Origin of the sequence: Tardiphaga sp. 215_C5_N2_1, from assembly GCF_052076055.1 — a bacterium.
GTDB lineage: Bacteria > Pseudomonadota > Alphaproteobacteria > Rhizobiales > Xanthobacteraceae > Tardiphaga > Tardiphaga robiniae.
This window is the reverse complement of the sequence record NZ_CP197240.1, coordinates 1,525,862-1,552,698: the sequence shown is the minus strand read 5'-3', so window position 1 is coordinate 1,552,698 and position 26,837 is coordinate 1,525,862. Positions and strand designations below refer to the sequence as shown.

Sequence of the window (26,837 nt, the reverse complement as noted above, 5' to 3'; positions counted from 1 at the left end):
GCAACCTAGGGTGGATTCCTGATGCACGGCGAGGTCACGGACGACACAACGAGTCCCTTGTATCGACCTGAGCGCGGCGCACCCGAATTTGAATGGCCGCCCGCGCCCCAAATCTCTATGCTGTGGGCATGTCGCGATTCATGTGTCTATTGATTGCTCTCGTCCTGTCGCTCACTTCCGCCGTTGCGTTGGCGGCGCCGGCGAAAAAGAGGCCGCAGCAATGGAAGGGCTACGGCTTCCTGCCGGGCTATCACCAGCCGCTGAACAACAGCGTTCCGCTGTTCATGCAGAAGCGCGCGGACCTGCTCATGGCCAAACGCGATCGGCGCCATTGGTACATCGACCGTACCCCGGTCTATTATCGCTGGTCCGACGGCGAGAAGTATTATTTCGGCCGGCCCGGCTTCTATCGCGGCCAGTACAATGGCGGCAGCATGGGCCCATGCTGGACGCGAACCCCGATCGGACCGATCTGGAATTGCGGCTAGGCGAGGCGAGGCGGCGCATGCCGCAGCACCGGATTCCTGTGAAAGCTTTCGGTCGACATTGTCGCGACCCTCATTAAATCATCGCAGCGACTATCTGTTGCTCCTGTTTGATCGCGGCGGAGTTCAAAAGCGCCGTGAAAGCAAAATCAACGAAAACACATTTCGAGTTCCGACCACTATCTTCGCCTGACAGGACTTTGGTTCAGGGGCGGAGATATCAGTGGCTAAGATTTCACGACGTGACGTGTTGGCAGGTGGCGCGGCCATGCTTGGGTCGCTTGGCGCATCCGGGGGGACGTTCGGCCAGCAGCCCACTGAGAATTTCGATCTCGTAATCCGGGGCGGCGAGGTCATCGACCCCAGCCAGAATCTGCGCGGCATTCGCGATATCGGCATCAAGTTCGGGCAGGTCGCCGCCGTCGAGCCGAGCATTCCTGCGGAGCGGGCCAAACAAAGCATCGACGCCAAGGGCAAACTGGTGACGCCCGGCCTCGTCGATCTTCACACCCATGTCTATCCCTATGGTTCGGCGATCGGCATTCCGCCCGACGAGCTTGTGCCGTTCTCGGCGACGACAACCTATGTCAGCGCCGGAGATGCCGGCGCCAACACGTTTGCCGGGTTCAAGCGCGACGTCGTCGGACATTCGCGCAGCCGGCTGTTTGCCTTCGTGCACATCTCGACCATCGGCCTTGCGGGCTTTCCCGTGGGCGAGTTGCTGAATATCGACTATGCGAATGTCGATGCCGCGGCGCGCACCATCGCCGAAAATCCCGATCTCGTACTCGGCGCCAAGGTGCGCGAGACGCTGGCATTCGTCGGCAATAATGGCATCGAGCCGTTGAAGCGCGCCATTCTGGCCGTCGAACGCTCGGGCACCAAGGGGCGGGTGATGTGCCACATCGGCAATGCACCGGGCGATCTGTCGGTGCTCGTCGATACGTTGCGTCCCGGCGACATCCTGACTCATCCCTACAGCGCACTCGGCAACAACACGGTGCAGAACGGCAAGGTGCTTCCGGCGCTGCTGGAAGCGAAGAAGCGCGGCGTCATCATCGATGTCGGCCATGGCGCCGGCAGCTTCGACTATGACATTGCCGAAGAGGCGATCCAGCAGGGGCTCGTGTTCGATACGATTTCCAGCGACGTCCATGTGGCCGCGGCGAATACACCGAGCCGGCCGTATCTGCCCTGGGTGCTCAGCAAGTTTCTCGCGCTTGGCTTCTCGCTCGACCAGGTGATCGCGGCCGCCACGATCAAGCCGGCCAATGTCATCAACCGTGTGCCCAAGCTCGGCACGCTGCAGGTCGGTGCGCCCGCGGACGTGGCCATTCTCGAACTCGTCGAAGGTCCGGTCGAACTGCTCGACACCTCGAACAAGCCCCGCACCGGCAAGGCCTATCTGAAGGCGGTCCAGACTGTGCGCGGCGGGGTCCCGTTCGGACGGCCGTATTCTCTGCCGTTCTCGGCAAACTGACGAGAGCGGCGTGGTGCCCGGGTGAGCGAAGTGACACCCGGGGCTATGCTGGCCCGGCTATGGTGCCGCACGCTGACGTCCTGCTGGAATTTACCGCTGCCGCCGGAGGCGCGCGACGGCAATTGCCATCCGGCACGCTGGTCTGCCCTGCGTCTGCCGCGCGCTCAAGGCACCTGCCACGGCTTCCGAAAAAACCGTCATCCGGTCTAGGCTCGCACCAACCGAATCTCGAATTGGACGTGCGACATGACATTGGCGATGAGCTGGGACGAATGGGCGAAACATGACGCCGTGGCGCTGGCCGATCGCGTGCGCAAGGGCGACCTGAGGCCGGCCGATCTGGCGGCGCAGGCCGCGGCCGGCATCGCCAGGACCAATCCCGCGCTCGATGCCGTCGTCGAAGTGTTTGACGACGTCGTCGCCGATACTGCCAAGGACGGTATGAATGCCGAGGGTGCGTTCGCTGGCGTTCCGTACCTCATGAAGGACCTCGGCCCGACCCTGAAGGGACGGCTGCAGGAATTCGGCTCCATGATCATGCAGGGGCATCGTCCCGCGCAGGACAGCTTCCTGACCGGCAAAATCCGGAACGCCGGGCTCAACATCATTGGCCGCAGCACCACGCCAGAATTCGGCGTCTGCAGTTCTGCCGAGAACAAGCTCTATGTCACCCGCAATCCCTGGGACACCGACTACACCACCTGTGGCTCCTCCGCCGGCTCTGCGGCGATGGTCGCGGCCGGCGTGCTGCCGATCTCCCATGCCACGGATGGCGGTGGTTCGATCCGCATTCCCGCGGGTGTAAACGGCCTGATCGGTCTGAAGGTCTCGCGCGGCGTCTATTCGCTGGCGCCCGCGCTGTCGGATCTCTCCGGGTTGGTCTCGATCCAGGGCTGCGTCAGCCGCAGCGTGCGCGACACCGCAGCCTTCGTCGACAATTGCCGCGGCGGCGCGCCTGGCGAATTCATGCCGTTCTGGTCGCCCGCCGAACCCTATAGCGACCTGATCAAGCGGGATCCTGGAAGACTGCGCATCGCGCTGTCGCATGAGTGGGGCGACTACAAAGCGCCGCCGCATTTCGTTGCAGAGCTGGAGCGTGTCGGCAAAATGCTCGAAGGGCTCGGCCATCACGTGGAATGGGCATTGCCGGAGGTGGATTTCCGCAACGCGTTCGCCGCGCAGACGACCTGCTACATCAGCAATTTCGCGCAGGTGATCGCCGGTCATCTGGCGCGGCTCGGTTTGGATAAGCCGACCACCGATCTGCTGGAGCCGATCAACATCAAGATCTGGGAGAGCGGGCTGAACACGTCCTATACCGAGCGCAACGCGATGCAGGCCGTGTTCAATACGACGTCGCGCGCTTTCGGCGCGTTCTTCGAGCGCTACGACATCATCCTGACGCCGATCACCGCCAAGCCGACGCCAAAGGTCGGCACGTCAGAATATCTCACCACCAGCACCAATCCGTCGGTGCACGACTGGTTCGCCAATCTGTGGAAGAATTTCGCCTATACACCGCTTGCCAATCTGTGCGGCATCCCCGGCATCTCGCTGCCGCTGGCGGCGCAGGAGAACGGACTGCCGCTCGGCATCCAGGCGCAGACGCGTCAGGCGAATGACGGCCTGCTACTGCAACTGGCCGCGCAGATCGAGCGGGCGATCGACGGCAAGTGGAATGGCGGCAAGCTGCCGGCAAAGCATGTCAGCCGGCAATAGGCGTGTCGGCGTATCTTGTCTTCGTCGCGCTAAAGATACGTGGCACAGCGGATATCGAATGGATCGAACATGGTTTCAAGCTTACCGGCTCCCGTGTCCCAGTCGGTCGCTGCCAGGCTGACGCGGGCGGCGATATTCCTGGTCGTGACGATCAATCCCGGACCGGCCCCCGAGAAGGCGGTTCGTGGCTTGTGCGGCGACCTGTCCAGCCTGTTGCGCGGCGTGGGCTTCCGCAATCTCAACGGGCAGTTGTCCTGCATCATGGGGGTCGGCTCTGACGCCTGGAGTCGGGTGTTCGGAGCGCCGGGTCCGAAAGACCTGCATCCGTTTCGCGAAATTCGCGGCGTGCATACCGCCGTTTCGACACCCGGTGACATCCTCTTTCACATCCGCGCGGCGAGCATGGATCTCTGTTTCGAGCTGGCGACGCACATCATGTCGCGGCTCGCCGACGCGGTTTCGGCCGTGGACGAGGTGCACGGTTTCAAATTCTTCGACGACCGCGATCTGATCGGCTTTGTTGACGGAACTGAAAACCCTGTCGGTCAGGCCGCTGACGCGGCCACCCTTGTCGGCGATGAAGACCCCGGCTTTGCCGGAGGCAGCTACGTGATCGTGCAAAAATATCTGCACGACATCGCGCGGTGGAACAAGGTGCCCGTCGAGGAACAGGAGAACATCATCGGCCGGCACAAGCTATCCGATATCGAACAGCGCGATTCCGAGAAGAAGCCGTATGCGCACAACGTCCTGACGTCGATTGAAGAGAACGGCGAGCAGCTTCAAATCCTGCGCGACAACATGCCGTTCGGCGAGGTGGGCAAAGGTGAGTTCGGCACCTATTTCATTGGTTACGCCCGTTCCCCACAGCGCATTGAGAAGATGCTGGAGAACATGTTCATCGGCAACCCGCCGGGCACTTACGACCATCTGCTGGATTTCAGCCGCGCGGTGACAGGGACGCTGTTCTTCGTACCCACAGCGACATTCCTGGACGATGTCGATCCCGAGGCTTAACCGGTGTTCGCTTATCTGCCCGCGGCTTGCTGAAACAGGAGATTGTGCATGGGTGTCGATCTCTTGAATATCAAGGGGCTCAAAGAGATGGAGCATCAGGGCCCGGTCGTCATGGTCAATCTGATGCGATTCCGCGAGCGCTCGCTCGACGGCGATGGGTCGGGCTGGGACGCCTATCTGCGTTACAGCGCGCTGACCGTGCCGATGATCAAGGCCCGCGGCGGCACCTTGCTGTGGACCGGTGACGCCAAGGCCGTCGCGCTCGGCGAACCGGATCACCAGCAGTGGGACTATCTGGCGCTGGTGTATTATCCCTCCGTTGCAGCCTTCATCGAGATGATGACGTCACCGGACTATGAAAATCTCTGCGACCCGCACCGGACTAACGGCTGTGCCGAGCATGTGATCATTTGCACGAGCGAGGCTTACAGCAAGTTCAAGGTCGGCTGAGGGGATCGACACCGGATTCCGGCTTATTCGAGCCACCAAACCTCATATGAGCCGGGTGGCGATGAGGACGGAGATGACGAGCAGAACCGCGACGATGACCACGACGAAGGGGAGCATCGCGCGATAGGCGTCCCGCTCGTGGCCGGGGGTGCCGGCGAGATTGCAGACGATCGACATCCGCACCGGCGAGACCATGTTGAGCGATAGTGCTGCGGCATGCTGAAGCGCGACGACGGCGGCGACGTCGAGACCGGCCTCGGTCGCAAGGCTGAGCTGCGACGGCATGAACAATCCGTTGGCCGCATTGCCGCTATTGGCCAGCGCGCCGAACACGGCCGAGATCATCGGCGTGACCGTCACCGACCAGACCCCGAACGTGTCGTACATGCCGCGGGCGAGGCCGCCGGCGATGCCCGAACGCGACAGCAGTTCGGCCATCATCGAGAACACGATGACGGTAAGCACCGCGAGCCGGCCGGTCTTCCAGGCGGCTGCGATCTCCGCAGGGAAGGCCCGCTGATGGCCGTGCAGCAGGGCGGTCAACACGGCCGCCGCGACTAGCCAGGTGCCGGCGTGAAACAACGGCGCCCAGATAGGCACGCCTGCGAAAGGCTGGATGCTCCAAGACGACTGCAGGAGGTGATTGAGCGGCGGCACGAGGCGTGTCAGTGCGAGCCAGCCGATTAGCAGCGTGAATGGCAGCATGCGCCGTGCCGCAGCGGCGATCGCCGCGCGGTCCGGCTTCTCGTCGATCAGATAACGCAGCACGATGGCCGGCCCGAACGCCGCCAGCATCGCCGGCTCGGGTCCGAGAAACGCCGTCGCGACGATGGCGAGGCCGAGACTGCCGAGCAGCCAGAGCGCTTCGCTGGCGCGCTCGCGCCAGTCTGCTCCTATGCCGGCGCGCTCCGCCATGCGCCAGTAGATCGGCAGCCACAGGATGTTGAACACGAGATAGATGAGACTGGTGCGCAGCGCGAGCGCGGTGGGATCGGTTCGCGCGAAGGCGGCGCCGACCACCGCGCCGCTGCCCATGGCGCCCCACACGATCATGGTCTGGCTGATCAGCGAGAAGGCGAGGAGCTCGATCGGCTTCAGGCCGAGGCGGCGGATCAGCACCATCGTCCCCATGATGCCGATGCCGAAGCCTGTGGCGGATTCCGCGAAGGGCCCGATCAGATAGCAGGCGGTGAACAGCAGGCGACGCCGCGCATGCGCATCCGGCAGTGACGTCTCGACCGGCATCGCCGCGTCGCCGGGGCGGATTGCCATTTGCCAGAACAGCAAGCCGCCGAGAATGTAGGGCACGACGATCCAGCCGATCCATGCGCCGCGCAGCAGCGCCGTTCCAGCGTCAGCGATCCCGAACAGTTGCGGGGCGGTGGCCAGCGCGACTGCAAGCGCCGTGGCGAGACCGATGAGCGAGGCGGGGAGCGTGCCGGCGAGCCCGCTGGCGATGGCGCCGATCACCGCCAGCGCGGGCAGCGCCCAGATCAGGTAAAGCACGTTCCGCCCCCAGGTTTCTCGTTGGGGGCTGGATGCGCGGGAAAGGCAGGGACGTCAACCGCGCTGCGCGCATAGGGCGCGTGCAACGTCGATCAGCCCAGCGCTTGCTAACCGTCGAAGCCGACGAACACCGTGGCTTCCTCGACCGACTTGCGTTCGGACACCACCGCATTCGCAGGAAAGCTGTCATCCGGCCATCCGAGCGCAATGCTTTTCATGATGACCTGATCGTCGGCAATGCCAGCATGCTCTCGCACGACTGGCGACTGCATGATGCCCTGGCTGTTGATCACCGCGCCGAGGCCGCGCGACCAAGCCGCATTGACGAGGGCGGTTGCCACGGCGCCGCAATCGAACGGCGTATCGTCGCTGCCGTCCAGCACGCGGTCATAGGTCACGATCACGCAGACCGGCGCGTCGAACTGGCGGAAGCCGCGCAGCACCCAGTCCTGCCGCATCTCCTTGTCGTCCCTGGCGATCCCCATGGCCGAGAACAACTGCTTGGCGACGCCGACCTGTCTGTCGCGGTGGTGACCCGCAAACGCGTGACCGGTACGGAATTCGCGCGACTGCGGGATGCCTGCGATCATCCGTTCGGTATTGCCGGCGCGGATCCTATCGAGCGGCTCGCCGGTCACGACATAGAAATTCCATGGCTGGGTGTTCATCGACGACGGCGCGCGCATCGCCAGATTGATGATTTCCTCGATCAGCTTTTTGGGGACCGGATCGGGTTTGTAGCCGCGGATGCTGCGGCGGCCGAGAATGACGTCATCGAACTTCATAGGCCTGGAATCTCCCGGGGCGTTTTTGAATTGGGCGGGATATTCCCGGTTTCCTGGGCCGTGTGCAAGATTGACGTGAGGGGCAGGAGGCGGTCGCCGTTCAGTTGCAGGGCGGAACAGCGAAGCGTATTCCGCTGCGCAAACATCTCCATGGCGGCGGATTACGCTTCGCCAATCCGCCCTGCGATTGCTAGTGTTGTTGTTCAATCCCATCATGCCGGGCCGAGGGCGATGAACACACGCAGCGATCATCTTGAAAAGCCAATGACGTTCGACGGCGTGACGCTCACGCCGCAGAAGGAGGTGGTCCGTGCCTTCTACAAGGATATGTGGGACCATGCGGATGTGACTTTGATCCCGCAAATCTTCCATGAAGATTTCACCTTCAGGGGATCGCTCGGACCGGTGCTGGTCGGACATGCCCAGTTCGCCGACTATGTCCGCTGGGTCACCGGCGTGCTGCAGAATTATACGACGGACATTCTCCTGATGATCGAGGAGGGCCATCGCGTTTCCGGCAAGGTCTACTTCCATGGCGTTCAACGCGAAGCGATGTTCGGCAATCCGCCGACAGGAAAGCTCGTTGGTTGGCTTGGAGCGCCGATCTTTTCGTTCGACGGGCCGAAGGTGCGTGACCTCTGGGTGCTCGGTGACATCTACGGCCTGCTCGGACAGATCAGGACAGAAGGCATTCAGGGCAACGAATTTTCCACGTCTCGGTGAGACTGGCCGAAGCGCACTCAACCCGTCCGATTGAGTTCCTCTCCTGCAGCGACGTCCCGCGATCATGACCATGTGGCCAGACGTCGCGCTTGCCACATTTGCGATCTGGTTACTGGTTAACGTGGTAACACGCAGGCAATACGTACCCTGCGCATACCCCCACGTTGTTACATTGTTGCGGATCGACATGAATCGCCGATCCGTGCTACCTCGCTCGCAGAGTTTGAAAGAGACGCTGAAAGTGACGATTTTCGCCCGCATCTTCCGCCATGGCCTGCTGCGCATCTCGCGCAAGGCGTTGGTGATGGTCGTGCTGGCGACGTACATTTTCGCCGGCGCTATGCACGGTCTCTGCGAATTCGATGTGACCAATCCGTCCGGAGCGACGACCGTCTCGCTCGCGGAGAAGGCGACCGGCCATTCCGACAAGGGAGTCGTCGCGGACAATCACTGCCACGGCTGCTTCTCTGTGGCGGCACAGCCGCTTGTCTTCGCGGCGATGCCCGTCTCCATCGAGACCCGCACTGCGGTTTTCCACGATGTCGAGCGTCGCAGCCTGCCGCGCGGGATCGATCCTCCCCCACCCAAATTCCTGACCTGACCGTCATCGCCGGGCGCTTGGCGCCCAGACTCCGTCATTCGTCAGGTTTCCATCATGTTCTCGAAGATCGCCACGCGTTTCGCGTGCGCGGCTGTGCTCTTCGTCAGTTCGTCGCTGACGGGGGTAGCTCATTCGCAAACCCTCACCATGGGTGCTGCGCTTCAACGCGCGCTCGCCGCCAGCCCGCGTCTGACAGCCGCCGAGCGTGACGTCGGAATCGCGCGTGGCCAGCGCATCCAGTCCGGCGCGCTGATCAATCCGGAGATTTCGTACGAACAGGACAATTCGTTCGGTTCGGGCGCCTACAGGGGAACCCGCTCGGCGGAGACCACGCTGCAGGTCAGCCAGATGTTCGAGCTGTGGGGCAAGCGCGATGCGCGCATCGCTTCCGGTCAGGCGGGCCTCGATGCTGCGGGCATCGGACGCCAGGCCGTCCGGCTCGAAGTGCTGTCGGAGACCGCGATCGCCTTCGTGAGCGTGCTCGGCCTGCAGCGGCGGATCCAGATACTCGACGAACAGATCGAGGCGATCGACAAGATCTCGCCGCTGCTGCAGCGGCGCGTCGAAGCTGGCGCCTCATCCATCGCAGAGACCGGACGCGCCGAGGTCGCATCGGCACTTGTCAAGGCCGACCGGGAGCGCACCAGGTCGTCACTCGCGAGCGCGCGCCGCGAACTGGCGATTCTGATGGGCGATAGCGCGCCGAAATTCGCGGCCGTCTCTGGACGGCTGGACGCGTCCGGCAAGCCGCCGACCTTTCAGTCGGTGGTCGCGGCGATTGATGCGAATCCGCAGCTCGTCCGCTGGAAGGCGATCTATGCGCAGCGCAACGCCGAACTGCTGCTCGCCCGGTTGAAGCCCTATCCGGACGTCACGGTATCCGCCGGATGGCGCCGCTTCAGTGAGACCGGCGACAACGCCGTTCGGCTTTCGCTGTCGGTGCCGATCCCGGTGTTCGATCAGAACCAGGGCAACATCCTCTCCGCGCAGGAAAGCCTCGCCAAGACCGCCGCCGAACGCCAGGGCAACCGCAACATGCTGATCGTGGTGGCGGGCCGCGCCTACGACTCGCTGCAGGGCTCGCTGCGCGAACTTGCCATCCTGCGCGAGACCGCGATCCCCAAGTCCAGGGACGCGGCCGATGCGATTTCCGAAGGCTACGGGCAGGGACGTTACTCGCTGCTCGAAGTGCTCGACGCGCAGGCCAGCGTCGCGCAGGCGCGCCTGCGCGAGCAAGAAGCCCAGCAGAATTTCCACGTCGCCGTCGCCACCATCGAGGGGCTGGTCGGCAATCCGTTTGCACTGGCGCGGGGGAGCGCACGATGAACAAGCCAATCATGGTCCTGGTGAGCGCCGCCGCGATCTTCGCGCTCGGCGCCGGGGTCTACGCCACCGCACCGAGCAAGTCCGACACGCAGACCGCGGCTACTTCCAAGGCTGCCAGGCAGGGCGACAAGACTAAAGGTGAAAAGGCGAAGGGTGAGAAGGGCCACGACGAGAAAGGCCACGGTGACGAGGGCGTCGTGGAAATGAGCGACGCGCGCGTCGCCTCGTCGAACATCGAGATACTCTCCGCCAAAAGCGAGACGCTGCACGACTCTCTGGTGCTGAACGGCATCCTGCAGCCCAATCAGGAAACGCTGGTGCAGGTGACCCCGCGCTTTCCGGGCGTCGTGCGCGAGATCAAGAAGCGCATTGGCGACACCGTCGAGAAGGGCGAACTTCTCGCGAAGATCGAGAGCAACCAGAGCCTGAGCGTCTATGAGATGCGAGCGCCGATCTCGGGGACGGTGATCGACCGCCAGATCTCGCTCGGCGAATATGCCTCCGAGCAGAAGCCGGCCTTCATCGTCGCCGACATCTCGACGGTCTGGGTCGATCTGTCGGTCTACCGTCGCAACCTGCCGCGCGTCCGGATCGGCGACAGGATCCTGATCGACGTCGGCGATGGCGGAAAGCCGATCGAGGCGAGCCTGTCCTACATTTCGCCGGTTGGCAGCAGCGATACGCAGAGCGCGCTCGCGCGCGCCGTCGTGCCGAATATCGACATGCGCCTGCGAACCGGCCTGTTCGTCTCGGCACGCCTGATCCTGTCGGCCAAGCCGGTCGCGATTGCCGTTCGGGCGTCGGCGATCCAGACGGTCGAGAACCGCAGCGTCGTCTTCGTCCGTAGCGGCGACAAGTTCGAGGCGCGCGACGTCGAACTCGGTGCGCGCGACTCCGACAATGTCGAGATCCTGTTCGGACTGCTCGACGGCGACAGATACGCGGCGAAGAACAGCTTCATCGTGAAAGCGGAGCTCGGAAAGGGATCGGCGTCCCATGAACACTGAGCTCGCTCCGGGAATTCAACCATGATCGACAGGCTTCTCGCATTCTCCGTGCACCAGCGCTGGCTGGTCATGATCGCCGTGTTGATGATGGGCGCCCTCGGCGTCTGGAACTTCACACGCCTGCCGATCGACGCCGTCCCTGACATCACCAATGTCCAGGTTCAGATCAATACCAACGCTCCGGGCTTCTCGCCGCTGGAGGTGGAGCAGCGCATCACGTTCCCGATCGAGACGGGGATGGCCGGCCTGCCGAACCTCGTAAACACGCGATCGCTGTCGCGCTACGGCCTCAGTCAGGTCACCGTCGTGTTCAAGGACGGCACGGACATCTATTTTGCGCGCCAGCTGGTCAACGAACGCGTCCAGCGGGTGAAGGACTCGCTGCCGACCGGCATCGAGACGGCGATGGGACCGGTCTCCACCGGCCTCGGCGAGATCTACATGTACACCGTCGAGGCGAAGGAGGGGGCGAAGAACGCCGAAGGCAAGCCTTACACGCCGAGTGACCTGCGGACCGTGCAGGACTGGATCATCAAGCCTCAGCTCCGCAATGTGCAGGGGGTCAACGAGGTCAACACCATCGGCGGCTTCGAGAAGCAGTTCCACGTGCTTCCGGATCCGGCCAGGCTGATGGCCTACCGTCTGAGCTTCCGCGACGTGATGACGTCGCTCGCCAACAACAATGCCAATGTCGGCGCCGGCTACATCGAGAAGAACGGCGAACAGTATCTGGTGCGCACGCCCGGACAGGTCGCCGATGTCGAGGAAATCAGGCAGATCGTCATCGGCTCCCGCAATGGCGTCCCGGTCCGCATCCTCGACATCGCGGAGGTCAAGGAGGGCACTGACCTGCGCACCGGCGCGGCGACCGTCGACGGCAAGGAAGTCGTGCTCGGCACGGCGATGCTGCTGATCGGCGAGAACGGCCGGACCGTGGCGCAGCGTGTCGGGCAGAAGCTGGAGCAGATCCAGAAGTCGCTGCCGGAAGGCGTCTCTCTCCGCGCGATCTACGACCGCACCCATCTGATCGATGCGACCATCGCGACCGTCGAGAAGAACCTGGTCGAGGGCGCGCTGCTCGTCATCGCGATCCTGTTCCTCATCCTCGGAAACTTCAAGGCGGCCTTCGCCACCGCGCTCGTCATTCCGCTGTCCATGCTGTTCACCATCACGGGCATGTTCGAGAACAAGGTCAGCGCCAACCTGATGAGCCTCGGCGCCATCGATTTCGGCATCATCATCGATGGTGCCGTCATCATCGTGGAGAACTGCCTGCGTCTGCTCGCCCATGAGCAGGCGAAGCGAGGGCGCCTGCTGAGCCGCGAGGAACGCTTCGAGACGATCATCGAAGCTTCGCGCGAGGTCATCAAGCCCAGTCTGTTCGGCACGCTGATCATCGCTGTGGTCTATCTGCCGGTGCTCACGCTGACCGGCGTCGAAGGCAAGATGTTTACGCCGATGGCGCTGACCGTGCTGATGGCGTTGCTGGGTGCCAGCATCCTGTCGATGACCTTCGTTCCGGCCGCTGTCGCGCTGTTCGTGACCGGCAAGGTTTCCGAGAAGGAGAACTGGTTCATGCGCGCCGCGCGCAGGACTTACGTGCCGCTGCTCGATCTCGCGATCCGTCTGCGCGTCGTCGTGGCGGCCGCGGCCGTGGCGCTGGTTGTCGTGAGTGGATACGCTGCGACGCGGATGGGCGGCGAGTTCATCCCCAGCCTGGACGAGGGCGACGTGGCGATCCAGGCGATGCGCATCCCCGGAACCAGCCTCACGCAATCGCTCGAGATGCAGATGGCGCTCGAGCGGCGGCTGGCCAGGATTCCGGAGGTGAAGGAATCTTTCGCCCGCACCGGTACCGCGGAGGTGGCGACGGATCCGATGCCGCCGTCGATCTCGGACGGCTATGTCATGCTCAAGCCGCGCGACCAGTGGCCCGATCCAAAGAAGTCGAAGCTCGATCTGATGAAGGAGATCGAGGCCGCATCCGAGGAGGTCGCAGGCAGTCTTTACGAACTCTCGCAGCCAATCCAGCTTCGCTTCAACGAATTGATCTCGGGCGTGCGCAGCGACGTCGGCGTCAAGATCTTCGGCGACGACCTTGGCGTGCTCGCAGCGATCGCGGGGCAGGTGCAGTCGGCGCTACAGAACATCCAGGGCGCCGCAGACGTGAAGACCGAGCAGGTCGCAGGGCTTCCGGTGCTGACGGTCAAGCTGGACCGCAAGGCGCTGGCGCGTTTCGGCATCAGCGTCTCGGACGTGCAGAACCTGGTCGAGATCGCCGTGGGCGGCAAGACCGCCGGCCTGGTGTTCGAGGGCGACCGCCGCTTCGATCTCGTCGTGCGCCTTCCGGACGAACTCCGGACGGATATCGAGGCGATCAAGGCGCTGCCGATCCCGCTGCCGCCGCTGGAGGGCCAGCCGAGCCAGAGCAAGGCGATGCCGGCGGCGTTCGGCACCTCGCCGCTGGCCCAGATGCGTTACGCGCCGCTGTCGGAACTGGCGGAGATCTCGGTCGCGCCGGGCCCGAACCAGATCAGCCGCGAGGACGGCAAGCGCCGTATCGTCGTCTCCGCCAATGTACGCGGACGCGATCTCGGCTCCTTCGTCGGCGAGGCGCAGCAGCAGATCGCGCAGAAGGTCAAATTGCCCGCGGGCTACTGGATCGGTTGGGGCGGCCAGTTCGAGCAGCTCGTCTCGGCGACGCAGCGCCTGACCATCGTGGTTCCGATCGCGCTGTTGCTGATCTTCCTGCTGCTGTTCATCAGCCTCGGCTCCGTGGCTGACGCGCTGCTGGTCTTCAGCGGCGTACCGCTGGCGCTCACGGGTGGCATCTTCGCGCTGCTGCTGCGTGACATTCCGCTGTCGATCAGCGCGGGCATCGGCTTCGTCGCGCTCTCGGGCGTCGCGGTGCTCAACGGTCTTGTCATCATCACCTTCATCGCGCGGCTTCGCCTTGAAGGAAAGAAGGTGGTGGAGGCCGCGCGCGAAGGCGCGCTGACCCGGTTGCGGCCTGTGCTGATGACTGCGCTGGTGGCATCGCTCGGCTTCGTGCCGATGGCGATCGCGACGGGGGCGGGCGCCGAGGTGCAGCGCCCGCTCGCGACCGTTGTCATCGGCGGCATCGTCTCGTCGACCATCCTCACGCTGCTCGTTCTTCCCGCGCTCTACATCCTGTTCCGCCGGGAATCGTCACCTGCCCATGTGGAGGCGATTCCTGTCCACGCCACTCACGGAGACCATTGATGAAGACAATCCTGCTCGTCCTATCCGCGCTGTTGCTGGCGGTTCCGGCGATGGCGCAGCACGCCCATCAGAAGGGGCCGAATGGCGGACCCATGGAGGATGTCGCCGGCGTGCATGTCGAGATGATCGCTGCGGGGAAGGTGCTGACCTTCAACATCCTCGACGAGGCCAACAAGCCGCTCCCGGCCAGCGGCTTTTCCGGTGCCGTGCTGCTGACATCCGGAAGCGACCGCGAGACGCTGCCGCTCGTCACCTCCGGGACTGCATTGAAAGCCGAAGCAAAGGGTGACATCGCCAAGGGCGCGTCGGTGAGCGTCACGCTGAAGACCGCCGACGGCAAGTCCGGGCAGGCGAGGTTCAAGAACTGAGGGGATCAATCCCGGATGACGCAAGAGCTTCATCCCGGCGGCGCTTGCTCGACCCAAACTACGCGCTATTTATCGCTATCGGATGCCATCAGCAGGAACTTGCGCTTCAGCGCGTTGACCCTGGAGACGTAACCCGCAACGGAATGGTCGCCGCATCGCTCATTGGCCGTCATCTGGAAGCGACGGCGTGCATAAGCGGTGGCGGGTCCTCCACCGCACAGATGGATGAAGGCGGCGAGATCCTGCACCTGTTGCGGGGTCGGCGCCACGCCGCCGGCGCGCGCGAGGACGGCGGCGACATTGCGGTCCAGATAGATCGATGCGAGCTCGGTGGCATGGCTCGGGATGGCACGAATATAGGGGCCGAAGCCGCAGCCCGTATCCTGAACCGCGTTCGCCCGGATGCAGAAGCGCGAAACTTCGGCATAGGCCGGGTCGGTCATTTGAAAGAGACCGACGGCGCTGGATGCGGGCCGATAGATCGCGAACGGATTGAAGCTGAACCGCCAGCGCCAATAGGTGCGATCCAAGGGATTGCCGGAACTCTCGACCTGCGCCAGCGCCGCGAGCAATTCGGGCGTGATCGACCGCGTCGAAAAGGCGCGAAACAGCGGCCCGTAATGCCGCCACGTCTCGGCCGGCTCCTTGTCCAGCCTGTGGCCGACAAAGAAGAACAACTCGGTCGGCTTGTGGATCACGTGATAGATGAGGTTGGACAGCACGAGGGTGACAAGCACGATTGCGACGGCGCCAGTGATTTGAATGGCGCGCGGCAGTTTCGCGAGCGTCCGTTGCGCCGAGCGCAGGCTGCGCCGCCAGCGGCGACGGCGTTTGGCGCTGAAGATGAACGAGACCTTCGTCATGGCTGATGGCAGCGCGCTAATCCGCCTGCGGCTTGCTGATGCCGAATCCGGGCTACGCTTGCTTTCGCGATACGCAGTCGCCCCGCTTCACAGCGGCAGCAAACATCTCGACGTTGGTGAATTACGCTTGCTGGTTGGATGTCGCAGTGAAGGCCAACGCATTGACGTTGGTGCATCCGATTACTGGTTCTGGATGGAGACGCTCATTCCGCTCAGGTCGAAATCGAACTGGAGGCCCAGTTGTTCGCCTTCCAGCGTCAGGACGACGCCCTTGGCGTTGCGCATCTGGATGGCGCGCCTGCCTGCACCGACCGCCACACCTGCACCGAGCGCCGTATAAATGCCTTCGATGTCCGAAGCCTGGTGCATATTTTGCGCCGCGCCGACCAGATCGGTCGAGGAGCCCCCAAACGTCAGGCCCGCGCTCACGCCGCCGATGCGAAACGGATACATCTCACCACGGAAGCTGAGGATTCCGCTCCCTGCCTGCGCTCCGATGAACCATCCGGCCTTGAAGAACTTGAAGCGGACTTTGCCGGTTTCCGCGTGAGCGGGCAGCGACAGTGCGGCGGACAGCAGAGTTGCGACGGCGAGAAGAGTGAGGCAGCGAGTCTTTGGAAAGCGCATATTGATATTCCGGTCATGGGGCTGCCGCGTGGCGGCACTGCGGCAACTAGATAGGGCATCGCGGGAATCGTCAATGACGTAGGCGCGACGCGCGGTCGCCTCCCAAGGGCGCAACATCCGACGTCAACGCGTGGCGCAAGTGCGAAGCGTATTGCGCCGATACGACGATGGTGGATCACGCAGCGCTCATCCGGCCACCGCTTGCCGATGGACATGCGACCAGAATTGTCATTATATCGCCGGAATGTCATCGCCACCCTGAAGACACTGACGTGACGACGACACAGACCAATCTGCCTAACCTGCGGCACTCATTCGCATTCGAAAGAACACGATGACAGGTCTCTCGCGCAGGACGACGCTGGTGAAGGCGACACATGCAGCCGGGGCGCCGGACATTTCAGAGCGCACGATGATCGCGCGCCGCCAACTCCTACGCTTTTTCGCCGCCAGTCCTCTTCTCACGGCGACCTCTCTCGGTACGATCTCCACCCTGTTGACGGCTAACTCGGATGCGCTCGCGCAGAGCTACGACGTGCTGCGCGGCTCGCGAAGAGCGTTCGGCCCGGACGGCATCATCACCGCTCCGGCCGATGCGCTGGACGTGTTTGAGTTCGAGCCGGCGGCGAAGAAGGCCGTGCTCAGCCAGGACGCGCCGGCCCACTGGGGCTACCTCCAGAGCGGCGTCGACGGCGACGTGACGCGCGACGCCAATCACACGGCTTTCGCGAAGTACAACATCCGCGTTCAGCGCCTCATCGATGCGCGGAAGATCGACACCAGCGTGAAGATATTCGGCGAAACCTGGGCCAGCCCCATCTTCATGTGCCCGGTCAGCAGCCTCGGCGCCTACGATCCCGAGGCGGGGGTCACCGTGGCGCGCGCCGCTGCCAAGCGCAACCATCAGATGATTCTCTCGACGGTCGATAATGCGAGCATCGTCGACGTCAACAAGGCGCACGGCCGACCCGCCTGGTTCATGTTGTATCCGACCGACGACTGGAACGTGACGCGGGCGCTGGTGCAGCGCGCCGAGAACGCGGGCTCTCCGGCGATCGTCCTCACGGTCGACCGCCAGGGCGGCCGCAATACCGAGACCCTGTTCCGCGAGCGGCGCCAGGACCTGCGTGAGTGCTCGGGCTGTCACACACCGGGCTTCACCAACGAGGTCAGCCGCAAGGCCAACTTCGCGGACATCGACGTTTCCAAGGTCACGAACCTCTACGGCACCGGGATGACGTGGGAATTCGTCGATCGCCTGCGCGGGATCGTCAAGGGCAAGCTCGTGCTGAAGGGCATCATGACGGGTGAGGATGCCAAGGAGGCGTTGCGCCATGGCGTGGACGGCCTGATCGTCTCCAACCACGGCGGGCGCGCGGAAGAGAGCGGGCAGGCGACAATCGGTGTGCTGGCAGAGGTCGTGGATTCGGTGGGCGGGCGCATCCCGGTGCTCATCGACGGGGGTGTACGCCGTGGCACCGATGTCCTGAAGGCGCTCGCCTTGGGCGCCACGGCCGTCGGCATTGGCCGGCCATACGTGTGGGGCCTGGCGTCGTTCGGCGAGGCCGGCGTGGACCGGGTGCTGCAGATCCTGGACGATGAGTTCATCACGATCATGCGGCAGGTGGGGGCGCTGGACATCACCCACATCACGCGGCGCTGCGTCACCAGTGCCTAGCCGTGCCCGACCTCCGATGAAGCAACAGCGCCTCGTGCCTCGACCATGGCCGTCGACGGTTTGACCGCGCACGACAAGACTCCAAGGGACTAGGGAAAATGCAGTTGAAGCGAGTAGGGCGCAATAGCGAAGCGTATTGCGCCGCGTAAACATCCTGACGTTGGCGGATTACGTTTCGCTAATCCGCCCTACGCTTGCTACGATTGCTGAATAGGCCAAAGGCGGGCACCCTACAGGATCTTCTTTCGCTCAGCGGTGATTACTCAATGATATCAAAAATTCTAACCAACGCTGAACGATTGATTTCGGATGCTGAGTTCATGCATGCCGGTAAAAGAAGCCGATCGGCCGCAACTCTGATTGTAATTGCCCTAGAACAGCTTGGGGCATTTGTGGAGGCTCTCACAAAAGAAACCTACCCGGATGCTGAAGTTTACATGGGGATTTTCGGCGATCGGGCCAACGCGCATGCAAGACGTCAGGACGCTCTAGCAGGCCACGTCATGAACTATGCTTTCGGCGCCTTCCACAATCGCACAATGGGAAAGCGCTATGCGATCGAGTTCAAAGACAAGTCTCCGGAAGACTTCACTGCATGGCTGTTACGGAAACAGCCTTTCCACTTCACCGACGACGAGCAGGCCGACCAGAGGTCTTGCCCCGACATAAAGGCCGCACATGTCCTGATGCATTTTGTCAGAACGAATGTACTAAAAGACCTGAGGGAGTACGGACTTTATGAGCATAACGCTCGGACTTTCACCGAGAAGGAAATCGAGCAAACAATAGAATTGGCTGCTCGCGTTCGCGCCATGCTTGAAAAATCCTGGGTTATTCCGGAGCCGTTCAAATTGGTCGGTGTTAATATGCCGGAGGGGATGACGTTCGACCTCGACGGCAAGCGGCTTATGTGAGTTTGCTCCATGCGCTAAGGGTGGCGCGCTTCAAGATACAGCGAGCGAGTAGGGCGGAATAGTGCATCGTATTCCGCCGATACGACGATGGTCGGTTGCGCTGCGCTAAGCGTTTCGAAATTAATCTCGGATGTCGCTGTGCTCTTCCGGGCTACGCTTTCAAGCTAAAGATCTTTCGCAGGCGTCCGCAAATGCAGGAATATGGTCTGTTATTCGATTGTAGGCATAGGTGAACACCTCTAGGCTATTGATAAGCGAAGCCAAAGCAAGCACCTTTGTCGACGAGTGGTCCCTCACATCTTTACCGAAGTGGGTAGTGAAGTTGTCGTCGGTCCGCTTTGAATAGATCGCAGCAGATCCCGCCCAATTGGGATGAGAAATCTCGCTTAGCCGATCATACTGTTTGGCCGCACCGGGAAATGTCTTGTCTAGTTTACCTATGAAGGTGAGCACGTTGATGGAACGCGGCATATCAGGGAAAATGTTCTTCGATCCAACAAACAATTGTCCAAGCCTCTCATAGAGAGTTTTGTGATCGATGCCCGAATTCATGTGATCTTCGATTGTCTCCAGAAGATACCAAATGGCAGCGCAGCATTCCATCATGTGGCGAACGTTTGCGATTCCAGCGACAAGATCGCCGCGTTCAATTAAATCGCAGGCAGCGCGAGCGAATTCTTCCACTCGCCAAGCTTGAGTCTCACGAAACGAAAGGGCGATTGTTGGAGCCTTTGAGCTACAAATATCTCCATCTTTGGTGCGAAAAGAGCCTGCGTCGATAATGGTGGGAAGGCTTTTGGAAAGCAATCCGACACGCTCTCGAGCCTCAGCAAGCGTCCGCTGTTCGTTCAAGGAATTTGGCATGAGCCCTCAGGGAATTGACGATTCGAAGTCTCACGTAAACTGAATTCCGACGCCTTCACGCCAATGCGGTCTCTCAGTTATGGCTCGAATTGCGAAGTCAAAAGTCTTGCGAGTGCATGCAATATATCTGAATGAGCTCAGCACCTGTAGGGAGTTCAAGAACAGCAGAGTGTCCGGGGTCATAGGAATAACGCGCTCATTTTTTATCAACGCATAGTAGTCCCTTGCTCGGCGAACCTCTTTCCGTCGAGACTCAATTTCCAGTATATCCACTGGCGACAGGCCTGTCGGCGAGAGAAATCCCTTGCCGAAGATCGCGTTCGTCTCAGAGTCGGTTGCTATGTGGGCTGCTTCGGTCTCTTGCATGGTGAGCGGGCACATGTACGCAAGGACAACGTCGCGTGACAGGGGATAGTATATTTCGATATGTGGAACGGCGAGGCCGATGTTTCCATATGGGCCATATTGCTTGCTGTTGTGCATTACCGCCGGGTTGTCCGAGATGTACAATTCTCCGGTGCAGTCTTTAACTATCAGATAGAAATGCTTCGAAATTAGCGCGCCCGCCAATTCGTCCAGTTTTGAAAAGGTGGCGTTCAGTGCTGCGAATTTTTCATATTCATCGTCGGGCATTTCCTCCTTAAGTGGGTTTTGGTCGATCTCCGGCCAGCGGCGCCGGATCTCCGCGCCGACTGCGGCTTGATCCAGTCGCCGCTTCTTTGATCGTAAAAATTGCACAACAACAAAGGTGTGCAAAATAGCCTCATCCATCGGGGTGAGAAAAGTCAGCGATTTTCGCGCAACTATCTGAGTGATTATCGGGGCAGCTTGATCTTCGATGTACGTGAACCGATTCTCAAACGAGAGAATGTCTTCACCAATGCGGACGTTTGTGAAATCCTTCTCGCCCATGGCCCGATAAGGCGGAAGCTTGAATTGTTTTAGAGTATGCTTGTCCAGTATTGAGAGTTGTCCATTGGTGGCAAAATTCTCGAGTATGAATCGAGGAACGTAGTGATTGTAGCGCGGAAGCTTGTTGTGAGATTTTCCCATTGAATGTCCGCTTTTCTAGTTCTCCTGATTACTTCTCTTCAAAAATAGAAAAAGGCCGCTCTTTCGAGCGGCCTTTTTGATTTAAGTTAAGGTGTTAAGAACACCCTGTCGTGCTGCCGCACGTATCGCACTTCATACAGGTCCCATTTCGCACTAGCGTGAAGTTCGAACACTCTCCGCACATGTCGCCTTCATAGCCCTTGGCTTTGGCTTCGGCGCGGCGTTCGGCCTTGGAGGGCGCGGCGGCTGCGGCGCTTCCCGCTTTGCTCCAGGCTTGCGCCTCGAGTTTTTCGGTCGGCGAGAGCGCGTGCTCTGGCTCGGCGGTCTTGAGGGCCACCGCGGCATCTCCGCTTCCGTGACGGGCGGTGGCGCCCGACGCGTTCAGCGAGGTGACGTTGCCCGACGCGCGGGCGTCGGTGTTGTCGGCCGGGGCCGGCGCGCGCATGACGACGAGGTTGTCGGTGCGCGAGCGGGTCAGGCCCTTGGAGACATACTTGTTCTGATCGGCCGGCGCCTTGCCTTCGTCCTCGCCCTTGCCGAGCGCATCGAAGCCCGACTCGGAGACGTCCACATGGCCGAGATCGAAGCGCGACATGTAGGAGACCGCGAGTTCGCGGAACACATAGTCGAGGATCGAGGTCGCGAACTTGATGCTGTCGTTGCCCTGTACCGGGCCCGCGGGTTCGAAGCGGGTGAAGGTGAAGGCGTCGACATATTCCTCCAGCGGCACGCCATACTGGAGGCCCAGCGAGACGGCGATGGCGAAGTTGTTGATGAAGGAGCGGAGCGCCGCGCCTTCCTTGTGCATGTCGATGAAGATCTCGCCGAGGCGGCCGTCATCATATTCGCCGGTGCGCAAGTACACTTTGTGACCGCCGACGACGGCCTTCTGGGTGTAGCCCTTGCGGCGATCCGGCATCTTCTCGCGGTCGCGCATCACCACGATGCGCTCGACCAGACGCTCCACCACCTTCTCGGAGATCGCGGCGGTGCGGGCCGCCATCGGCTTCTCCATCAGGTTCTCCAGCGCATCCTCATCCTCGTCATCATCGCTGATGAGCTGCGAGTTGAGCGGCTGCGAGAGCTTGGAGCCGTCGCGATACAGCGCGTTGGCCTTCAGTGCGAGCTTCCACGACAGCAGGTAAGCGGACTTGCAGTCCTCCACCGTGGCGTCGTTCGGCATGTTGATGGTCTTGGAGATCGCACCCGAGATGAAGGGCTGCGACGCCGCCATCATGCGGATGTGGCTTTCCACCGACAGATAGCGCTTGCCGATCTTGCCGCAGGGATTGGCACAATCGAACACGCTGTAGTGCTCGGCCTTCAGATGCGGGGCACCTTCCACCGTCATCGCGCCGCAGATGTGCACGTTGGCGGCTTCGATCTCGCGCTTGGTGAAGCCGAGCGCGGCGAGGAGGTCGAAGCCCGGAGCCGCAATGGCTTCGGCTTCGATCTTGAGGGTGTCGCGCAGGAAGTCTTCGCCAAAGGTCCACTTGTTGAAGGCGAACTTGATGTCGAAGGCGGTCGGCAATGCGGCCTCGACCTTCTTCAGCGCTTCATCGGTGAAGCCCTTGGCCTTCAGGGTCGAGGCATTGATGCCCGGCGCATTGGACAGTGAGCCGTGACCGACGGCATAAGCCTCGATTTCGGCGATCTCGCTTTCGCGATAGCCGAGCACGCGGAGTGCGGCCGGGACGGCGCGGTTGATGATCTTCCAGTAGCCGCCGCCGGCGAGCTTCTTGAATTTCACCAGCGCGAAGTCAGGCTCGATGCCGGTGGTGTCGCAATCCATGACCAGGCCGATGGTGCCGGTCGGCGCCACGACGGTGGTCTGGGCGTTGCGATAGCCGTGGAGTTCGCCGAGTTCGAGGGCGAGATCCCAGGCGATCTTGGCGCGGGTGACGATGTCGGCCTGCGGGCAGGAGGCATGGTCCAGCGCCACAGGGGCGACGGCGAGGCCTTCATAGCCGCGGGTTTCGCCGTGGGCCGCGCGGCGATGGTTGCGGATGACACGCAGCATGTGGGCTGCGTTCTTCTTGTAGCCGGGGAACGGGCCGAGCTCCTTGGCCATCTCGGCCGAGGTCGCGTAGCTGACGCCGGTCATGACAGCGGTGAGGGCGCCGCACAGCGCGCGGCCTTCCTTGGAGTCATAGGACAGACCCATGGTCATCAAGAGACCGCCGATGTTCGCATAGCCGAGGCCGAGGGTGCGGAACTCGTAGGAGAGTTCGGCGATCGGCTTCGACGGGAACTGCGCCATCATGACAGAGATTTCGAGCACCATGGTCCACAGACGGCAGAGATGCTCGTAAGCGTGGATGTCGAAGGTCGCCGAAGCGGTGTCGTAGAAGGTCAGCAGGTTGGCCGAGGCGAGGTTGCACGCCGTGTCGTCCAGGAACATGTATTCCGAGCACGGATTGGACGCGCGGATATCGCCCGACGACTTGCAGGTGTGCCAGTCGTTCATGGTGGTGTTGAAGTGCAGGCCGGGATCGGCCGATGCCCAGGCGGCGTAGCCGATCTTTTCCCAGAGATCGCGGGCCTTGATGGTCTTCATGACCTTGCCGTCCTTGCGGGCGATCAGGTCCCAGGTGCCATCGGTCTCGACGGCGCGCAGGAAATCGTCCTTCAGCGAGACGGAGTTGTTGGAGTTCTGGCCGGCAACGGTGAGATAGGCTTCGGAATCCCAGTCGGTGTCGTAGATCGGGAAGTCGATGTCCTTGTAGCCCTGCTTGGCGTACTGGATGACGCGCTTGATGACGTTGTCATTGACCAGCGAGCGGCGGGCGAGCTTGATCTCGCGGCGCAGCGCCGGGTTCTTCTCGGGATCGAAGCAGTCGTCGCCCGAGCCTTCGCAATTGACGCAAGCCTTCAGGATGGCCTTGAGGTGCTTCTGGTTCATCTTCGAACCAGTGACCAAGGCCGCGACCTTCTGTTCTTCCTTCACCTTCCAGTCGATATAGGTCTCGATATCCGGATGGTCAGCATCGACCACCACCATCTTGGCGGCGCGGCGCGTGGTGCCGCCCGACTTGATCGCGCCGGCGGCGCGGTCGCCGATCTTCAGGAACGACATCAGGCCCGACGAGCGGCCGCCGCCCGACAGTTTTTCGCCTTCGCCGCGCAGTTTCGAGAAATTCGAGCCGGTGCCCGAACCGTATTTGAACAAGCGGGCTTCACGCACCCACAGGTCCATGATGCCGCCTTCATTGACCAGATCGTCTTCGACGCCCTGGATGAAGCAGGCATGCGGCTGCGGATGTTCGTAAGCCGACTTCGACTTGGTGAGTTTGCCGGTCTTCCAGTCGACGTAATAGTGGCCCTGGCCGGGACCATCGACGCCGTAGGCCCAGTGCAGGCCGGTGTTGAACCACTGCGGCGAATTCGGCGCGACCATCTGCTTGGCGAGCATGAAGCGCAGCTCGTCATGGAAAGCGTGGGCGTCGGCTTCAGAGGTGAAGTAGCCACCCTTCCAGCCCCAATAGGTCCAGCAGCCGGCGAGGCGGTCGAATACCTGCTTGGACGAGAGCTCAGAGACGAAGCGCTCTTTCTCGGGCAGCGCGGCGAGGGCCTCGGTGTCGGGCACCGAGCGCCACAGCCACGACGGCACGGTCTCTTCCTCGACCTTCTTCAATTTGGCGGCGACGCCGGCCTTGCGGAAATACTTCTGGGCCAGCACGTCGGAGGCGACCTGCGACCACGAGTCGGGCACTTCAACGCCTTCAAGCTTGAACACCACGGAGCCATCCGGATTGCGGATCTCGGACGTGGTGTGGCGGAAGTCGATCCCGGCATAGGGCGACTGTCCTTCGGTGGTGTAGCGGCGTTGAATCTGCATCGTGGTCGTGCCCCGTCTTAAGCCCGACACCCCATCTGGCGGCATCGGCGATTTCTGTTAGCGACGTTCGGGTTGCCCCAAATTCGCCGCAGCTTGGCCGGGTGAACCGGTCCTGTTTTCTCTGTGGAGCATGTGCTGGCCGTCATCTCGGCCACCCGGGACTGCCGGGGTCATGCTTCCTTGGATCGGGCTTCCTCGCTGTTGCGGGTCGACCTGATCCTAACGCCTCACCACGCTGTTTGAGCCGGTTTCCGGCCCGTTTTTTAGTGCTCCAAACGCCGGTTTTCCGGCCCGGATTCCAGGACGCAAATCCCCGATCCCGTAGCCTCGACTGGAGGACGGAGCGGTCAATCTGGAACCCGTTTGGGAGCGTCCGACGGGACAAAAAACGACCCGCGCCGAACAGTTCGAAAACTAGGCCAAACCGATCTCACCCGTCAAGGAGTAGTCGGGGTTCCTGAATCAAATACTAAATATGGTGGAAAGGGTGGATAACCAAGGGGGCAGAGCGCGCCTCGATTGAGGTCAAGTATCAGTGAGTCCTCATGGATTCGGAAGTCAAAAATATTTCTAAAACTGTCCGGAATCCGAGCTGCGCCCACTGTTCACAGCCCAACTTTATTTTGTCATCCAGGGATTGCGTTTGGGGGGACTCAGGCGCAGCGGTGGTTGCCGGGCAGGTTCCCTCCACCGGCAGTGGTCAGACCCTTCAACTGCGCGCATGGTCCCGCCGATTTCTCAGCCGGTTCCCTCCATGACAATGCCCAGTCCCCCCGTTTCGCGCGCGCGAATCGCTCCCTTCGGTCTCGTGTTGCTCGCCATCGCGTCGATCGCCTGGGGTCTGAACTGGTCGGTGTCGAAAGCGCTGCTGTCGGAATGGCCACCGCTGTCGGCGCGCGGCAGCACCGGCATCGTCGGGGCATTGCTGCTGGCCGGGATCGCCGTCTGGCGCGGCGAGAGTCTTCGCGTGCCGCATCATCAATGGTTGCATCTGGTCGTGCTGGCGGGCCTGAACGTGTTCGGCTGGATGGCTTTCGTCGGCTTGTCGCTGCTGTGGTTGCCGGCCGGCGAGGCCGCGGTGATTGCGTTCACCATGCCGGTCTGGGCTGCCGGACTGGCCTGGCTGATCCTCGGCGAGCGCCTGTCGATGCAGCGGATCGTGGCCATGCTGATGGCCTTTGCCGGCATCGCCGCGTTGATGGGAGGCGGTGGGCTGGCCGCGAGCGCGGAGAAGCTCCCGGGAATCGCTCTGGCGCTGCTGGGTGGGTTCGGCTTTGCGCTCGGCACGGTGCTGGCCAAGAAGTTCGGGCTCACGCTGCCACTGGTGACGTCATCCGCCTGGCAGATCGGGATCGGTTGTGTGCCGGTGCTGTTGTTGGGTCTGATCTTCGAAAGCCCGCATTTTGCAGCACTGACGCCGTTGGGCTGGGGGCTGCTCGCCTATGTCGTGCTGGTGGGGTTCTGCATCGCTTACGTCTGCTGGTTCGCGGCGCTCAAGCAGTTGCCGGCCTCGGTGGCCGCAATCGGGACCATGGCGGTGCCCGTGATCGGCGTGGTCAGCTCGGCCATCGCCCTGCGGGAACCGCTCGGCGTCATGCAGATCGCGGCTCTGGTATTTACGCTGGCGGGCGTTGCGCTGGCGACAAGGGGCTAGGCGCGGGCGCGTCGCCGCCGGGCCACATCCGCTGCAGTTCGGGATGGCCGTCCCAGAACTGATGTTTCAGCGCGGCGGCGATGTGCAGGCCGACCAGCGCATAGAGCGCATAGGACAGCCACACGTGAATGCCGCCGAAGATGTCGTGCAGGCGTTCCTTGAAGGCCGGCTCGATCGACATGATCCAGCCGATGCGTGGCCACTGGAACAGGCCGAACAGGTACATTGGAATCTCGCCGGCCGCCTTCCAGGCGGAATCGTGCATCCAGCCGGACAGCGGCAGTCCGATCATCAGCACATAGAGCGCGATATGCGCACCATGTGCGGCGGCCCTCTCGGCGGGCGGATAGGTCTCGGGCAGATCGGGTGGCCTGTTCGCCGCGCGCCACAGCAGGCGCATCAGCACGAGGCCGAGCACGGTGATGCCGAATGACTTGTGCGCATCGATGACGAAGCGGATGTAGTCCTCGGGAATGAGGTTCACGCTCCAGATCAGCGCGACATTGAGTGTGATCAGAACGGCAATCAGCCAATGCAGAATCATGGCGATGCGGCTGTAACGTTGAATCGGCATTTTCTGTGCGTGCATGGAATAAGTTTAAACAGGATTTGCCTCTTGAGGCATGACGACTTTGT

22 protein-coding genes are annotated in these 26,837 nt (G+C 62.1%); 14 read left to right on the top strand and 8 right to left on the bottom strand.

Annotated features, from left to right (window positions below):
- Window positions 1-128: 128 nt before the first annotated feature.
- The 5 genes from AB7828_RS07270 (at window position 129) to AB7828_RS07250 (ending at window position 5,151) form a co-directional block, all read left to right on the top strand.
- Window positions 129-488: a hypothetical protein gene (locus AB7828_RS07270; RefSeq protein WP_441232207.1), complete on the top strand. Its 360-nt coding sequence runs from the start codon at window positions 129-131 to the stop codon at window positions 486-488.
- A gap of 220 nt (window positions 489-708) precedes the next feature.
- Window positions 709-1,965: an amidohydrolase/deacetylase family metallohydrolase gene (locus AB7828_RS07265; protein WP_309945776.1), complete on the top strand. Its 1,257-nt coding sequence runs from the start codon at window positions 709-711 to the stop codon at window positions 1,963-1,965.
- 246 nt (window positions 1,966-2,211) lie between these two features.
- The gene (locus AB7828_RS07260; protein WP_441229804.1) at window positions 2,212-3,684 is read left to right on the top strand and encodes an amidase; all 1,473 of its coding nucleotides are present in this window, start codon (window positions 2,212-2,214) and stop codon (window positions 3,682-3,684) included.
- Between the two features lie 69 nt (window positions 3,685-3,753).
- On the top strand, window positions 3,754-4,701 hold the full coding sequence (locus AB7828_RS07255; RefSeq protein WP_441229803.1) for a Dyp-type peroxidase: 948 nt from the start codon (window positions 3,754-3,756) through the stop codon (window positions 4,699-4,701).
- A gap of 48 nt (window positions 4,702-4,749) precedes the next feature.
- Window positions 4,750-5,151 (top strand): DUF1330 domain-containing protein, encoded by a 402-nt coding sequence (locus AB7828_RS07250; protein ID WP_441229802.1) that lies wholly within the window; start codon window positions 4,750-4,752, stop codon window positions 5,149-5,151.
- A 42-nt stretch (window positions 5,152-5,193) separates the two neighbouring features.
- Here AB7828_RS07250 and AB7828_RS07245 read toward each other — a convergent pair whose 3' ends face one another.
- Both AB7828_RS07245 and AB7828_RS07240 read right to left on the bottom strand, forming a co-directional pair.
- Window positions 5,194-6,657: an L-lactate permease gene (locus AB7828_RS07245; protein ID WP_120292476.1), complete on the bottom strand. Its 1,464-nt coding sequence runs from the start codon at window positions 6,655-6,657 to the stop codon at window positions 5,194-5,196.
- Between the two features lie 107 nt (window positions 6,658-6,764).
- Window positions 6,765-7,442 carry a nitroreductase gene (locus AB7828_RS07240; protein ID WP_089264031.1) on the bottom strand — a complete coding sequence of 226 codons (678 nt, stop codon included), beginning with the start codon at window positions 7,440-7,442 and terminating at the stop codon, window positions 6,765-6,767.
- 264 nt (window positions 7,443-7,706) lie between these two features.
- On the opposite strand from AB7828_RS07240, the gene AB7828_RS07235 reads away from it, so the two are divergent.
- The 6 genes from AB7828_RS07235 to AB7828_RS07210 all read left to right on the top strand — a co-directional run bounded on the left by AB7828_RS07235 (window position 7,707) and on the right by AB7828_RS07210 (window position 14,710).
- Complete coding sequence (locus tag AB7828_RS07235) at window positions 7,707-8,165, top strand: ester cyclase (protein WP_441229801.1); 459 nt, start codon at window positions 7,707-7,709, stop codon at window positions 8,163-8,165.
- Window positions 8,166-8,229: 64 nt separating this feature from the next.
- Entirely contained in the window at window positions 8,230-8,766 is a 537-nt protein-coding gene (locus AB7828_RS07230) for a hypothetical protein (RefSeq protein ID WP_441229800.1), read from the top strand.
- 54 nt (window positions 8,767-8,820) lie between these two features.
- Entirely contained in the window at window positions 8,821-10,092 is a 1,272-nt protein-coding gene (ihpA, locus tag AB7828_RS07225; RefSeq protein ID WP_441229799.1) for a divalent metal ion exporter subunit IhpA, read from the top strand.
- Window positions 10,089-11,099, top strand: coding sequence for a divalent metal ion exporter adaptor subunit IhpB (gene ihpB / locus AB7828_RS07220; protein WP_441229798.1), 1,011 nt, complete (start codon window positions 10,089-10,091; stop codon window positions 11,097-11,099). Before ihpA ends, ihpB begins: the two co-directional genes overlap by 4 nt.
- A 21-nt stretch (window positions 11,100-11,120) precedes the next feature.
- Window positions 11,121-14,342 (top strand): efflux RND transporter permease subunit, encoded by a 3,222-nt coding sequence (locus AB7828_RS07215; protein ID WP_441229797.1) that lies wholly within the window; start codon window positions 11,121-11,123, stop codon window positions 14,340-14,342.
- Window positions 14,342-14,710, top strand: coding sequence for a hypothetical protein (locus AB7828_RS07210; RefSeq protein ID WP_441229796.1), 369 nt, complete (start codon window positions 14,342-14,344; stop codon window positions 14,708-14,710). Before AB7828_RS07215 ends, AB7828_RS07210 begins: the two co-directional genes overlap by 1 nt.
- A gap of 65 nt (window positions 14,711-14,775) precedes the next feature.
- On the opposite strand, the gene AB7828_RS07205 is transcribed toward AB7828_RS07210, so the two are convergent.
- Both AB7828_RS07205 and AB7828_RS07200 read right to left on the bottom strand, forming a co-directional pair.
- A complete protein-coding gene (locus tag AB7828_RS07205; RefSeq protein WP_441229795.1) occupies window positions 14,776-15,573 on the bottom strand; it encodes a lytic transglycosylase domain-containing protein in 798 nt (265 codons plus the stop codon).
- A gap of 180 nt (window positions 15,574-15,753) precedes the next feature.
- Window positions 15,754-16,317 (bottom strand): hypothetical protein, encoded by a 564-nt coding sequence (locus AB7828_RS07200; protein ID WP_441229794.1) that lies wholly within the window; start codon window positions 16,315-16,317, stop codon window positions 15,754-15,756.
- Between the two features lie 217 nt (window positions 16,318-16,534).
- Between AB7828_RS07200 and AB7828_RS07195 the strand changes: the two genes are divergently transcribed.
- The gene (locus tag AB7828_RS07195) at window positions 16,535-17,878 is read left to right on the top strand and encodes an alpha-hydroxy acid oxidase (protein WP_441229793.1); all 1,344 of its coding nucleotides are present in this window, start codon (window positions 16,535-16,537) and stop codon (window positions 17,876-17,878) included.
- 266 nt (window positions 17,879-18,144) lie between these two features.
- Window positions 18,145-18,792: a hypothetical protein gene (locus tag AB7828_RS07190; protein ID WP_441229792.1), complete on the top strand. Its 648-nt coding sequence runs from the start codon at window positions 18,145-18,147 to the stop codon at window positions 18,790-18,792.
- Window positions 18,793-18,951: 159 nt separating this feature from the next.
- Here AB7828_RS07190 and AB7828_RS07185 read toward each other — a convergent pair whose 3' ends face one another.
- The 3 genes from AB7828_RS07185 to AB7828_RS07175 form a co-directional block, all read right to left on the bottom strand.
- Window positions 18,952-19,656: a hypothetical protein gene (locus AB7828_RS07185; RefSeq protein WP_441229791.1), complete on the bottom strand. Its 705-nt coding sequence runs from the start codon at window positions 19,654-19,656 to the stop codon at window positions 18,952-18,954.
- Between the two features lie 30 nt (window positions 19,657-19,686).
- Entirely contained in the window at window positions 19,687-20,709 is a 1,023-nt protein-coding gene (locus AB7828_RS07180; RefSeq protein WP_441229790.1) for a DUF4238 domain-containing protein, read from the bottom strand.
- Window positions 20,710-20,803: 94 nt separating this feature from the next.
- A complete protein-coding gene (locus tag AB7828_RS07175; protein ID WP_441229789.1) occupies window positions 20,804-24,547 on the bottom strand; it encodes a vitamin B12-dependent ribonucleotide reductase in 3,744 nt (1,247 codons plus the stop codon).
- 754 nt (window positions 24,548-25,301) lie between these two features.
- Between AB7828_RS07175 and AB7828_RS07170 the strand changes: the two genes are divergently transcribed.
- Window positions 25,302-26,201, top strand: a complete 900-nt coding sequence (locus AB7828_RS07170) for a DMT family transporter (protein ID WP_441229788.1) — start codon at window positions 25,302-25,304, stop codon at window positions 26,199-26,201.
- Here AB7828_RS07170 and AB7828_RS07165 read toward each other — a convergent pair.
- Window positions 26,164-26,775 carry a cytochrome b gene (locus AB7828_RS07165; RefSeq protein ID WP_441229787.1) on the bottom strand — a complete coding sequence of 204 codons (612 nt, stop codon included), beginning with the start codon at window positions 26,773-26,775 and terminating at the stop codon, window positions 26,164-26,166. The genes AB7828_RS07170 and AB7828_RS07165 overlap by 38 nt on opposite strands.
- Between the last annotated feature and the right edge of the window lie 62 nt (window positions 26,776-26,837).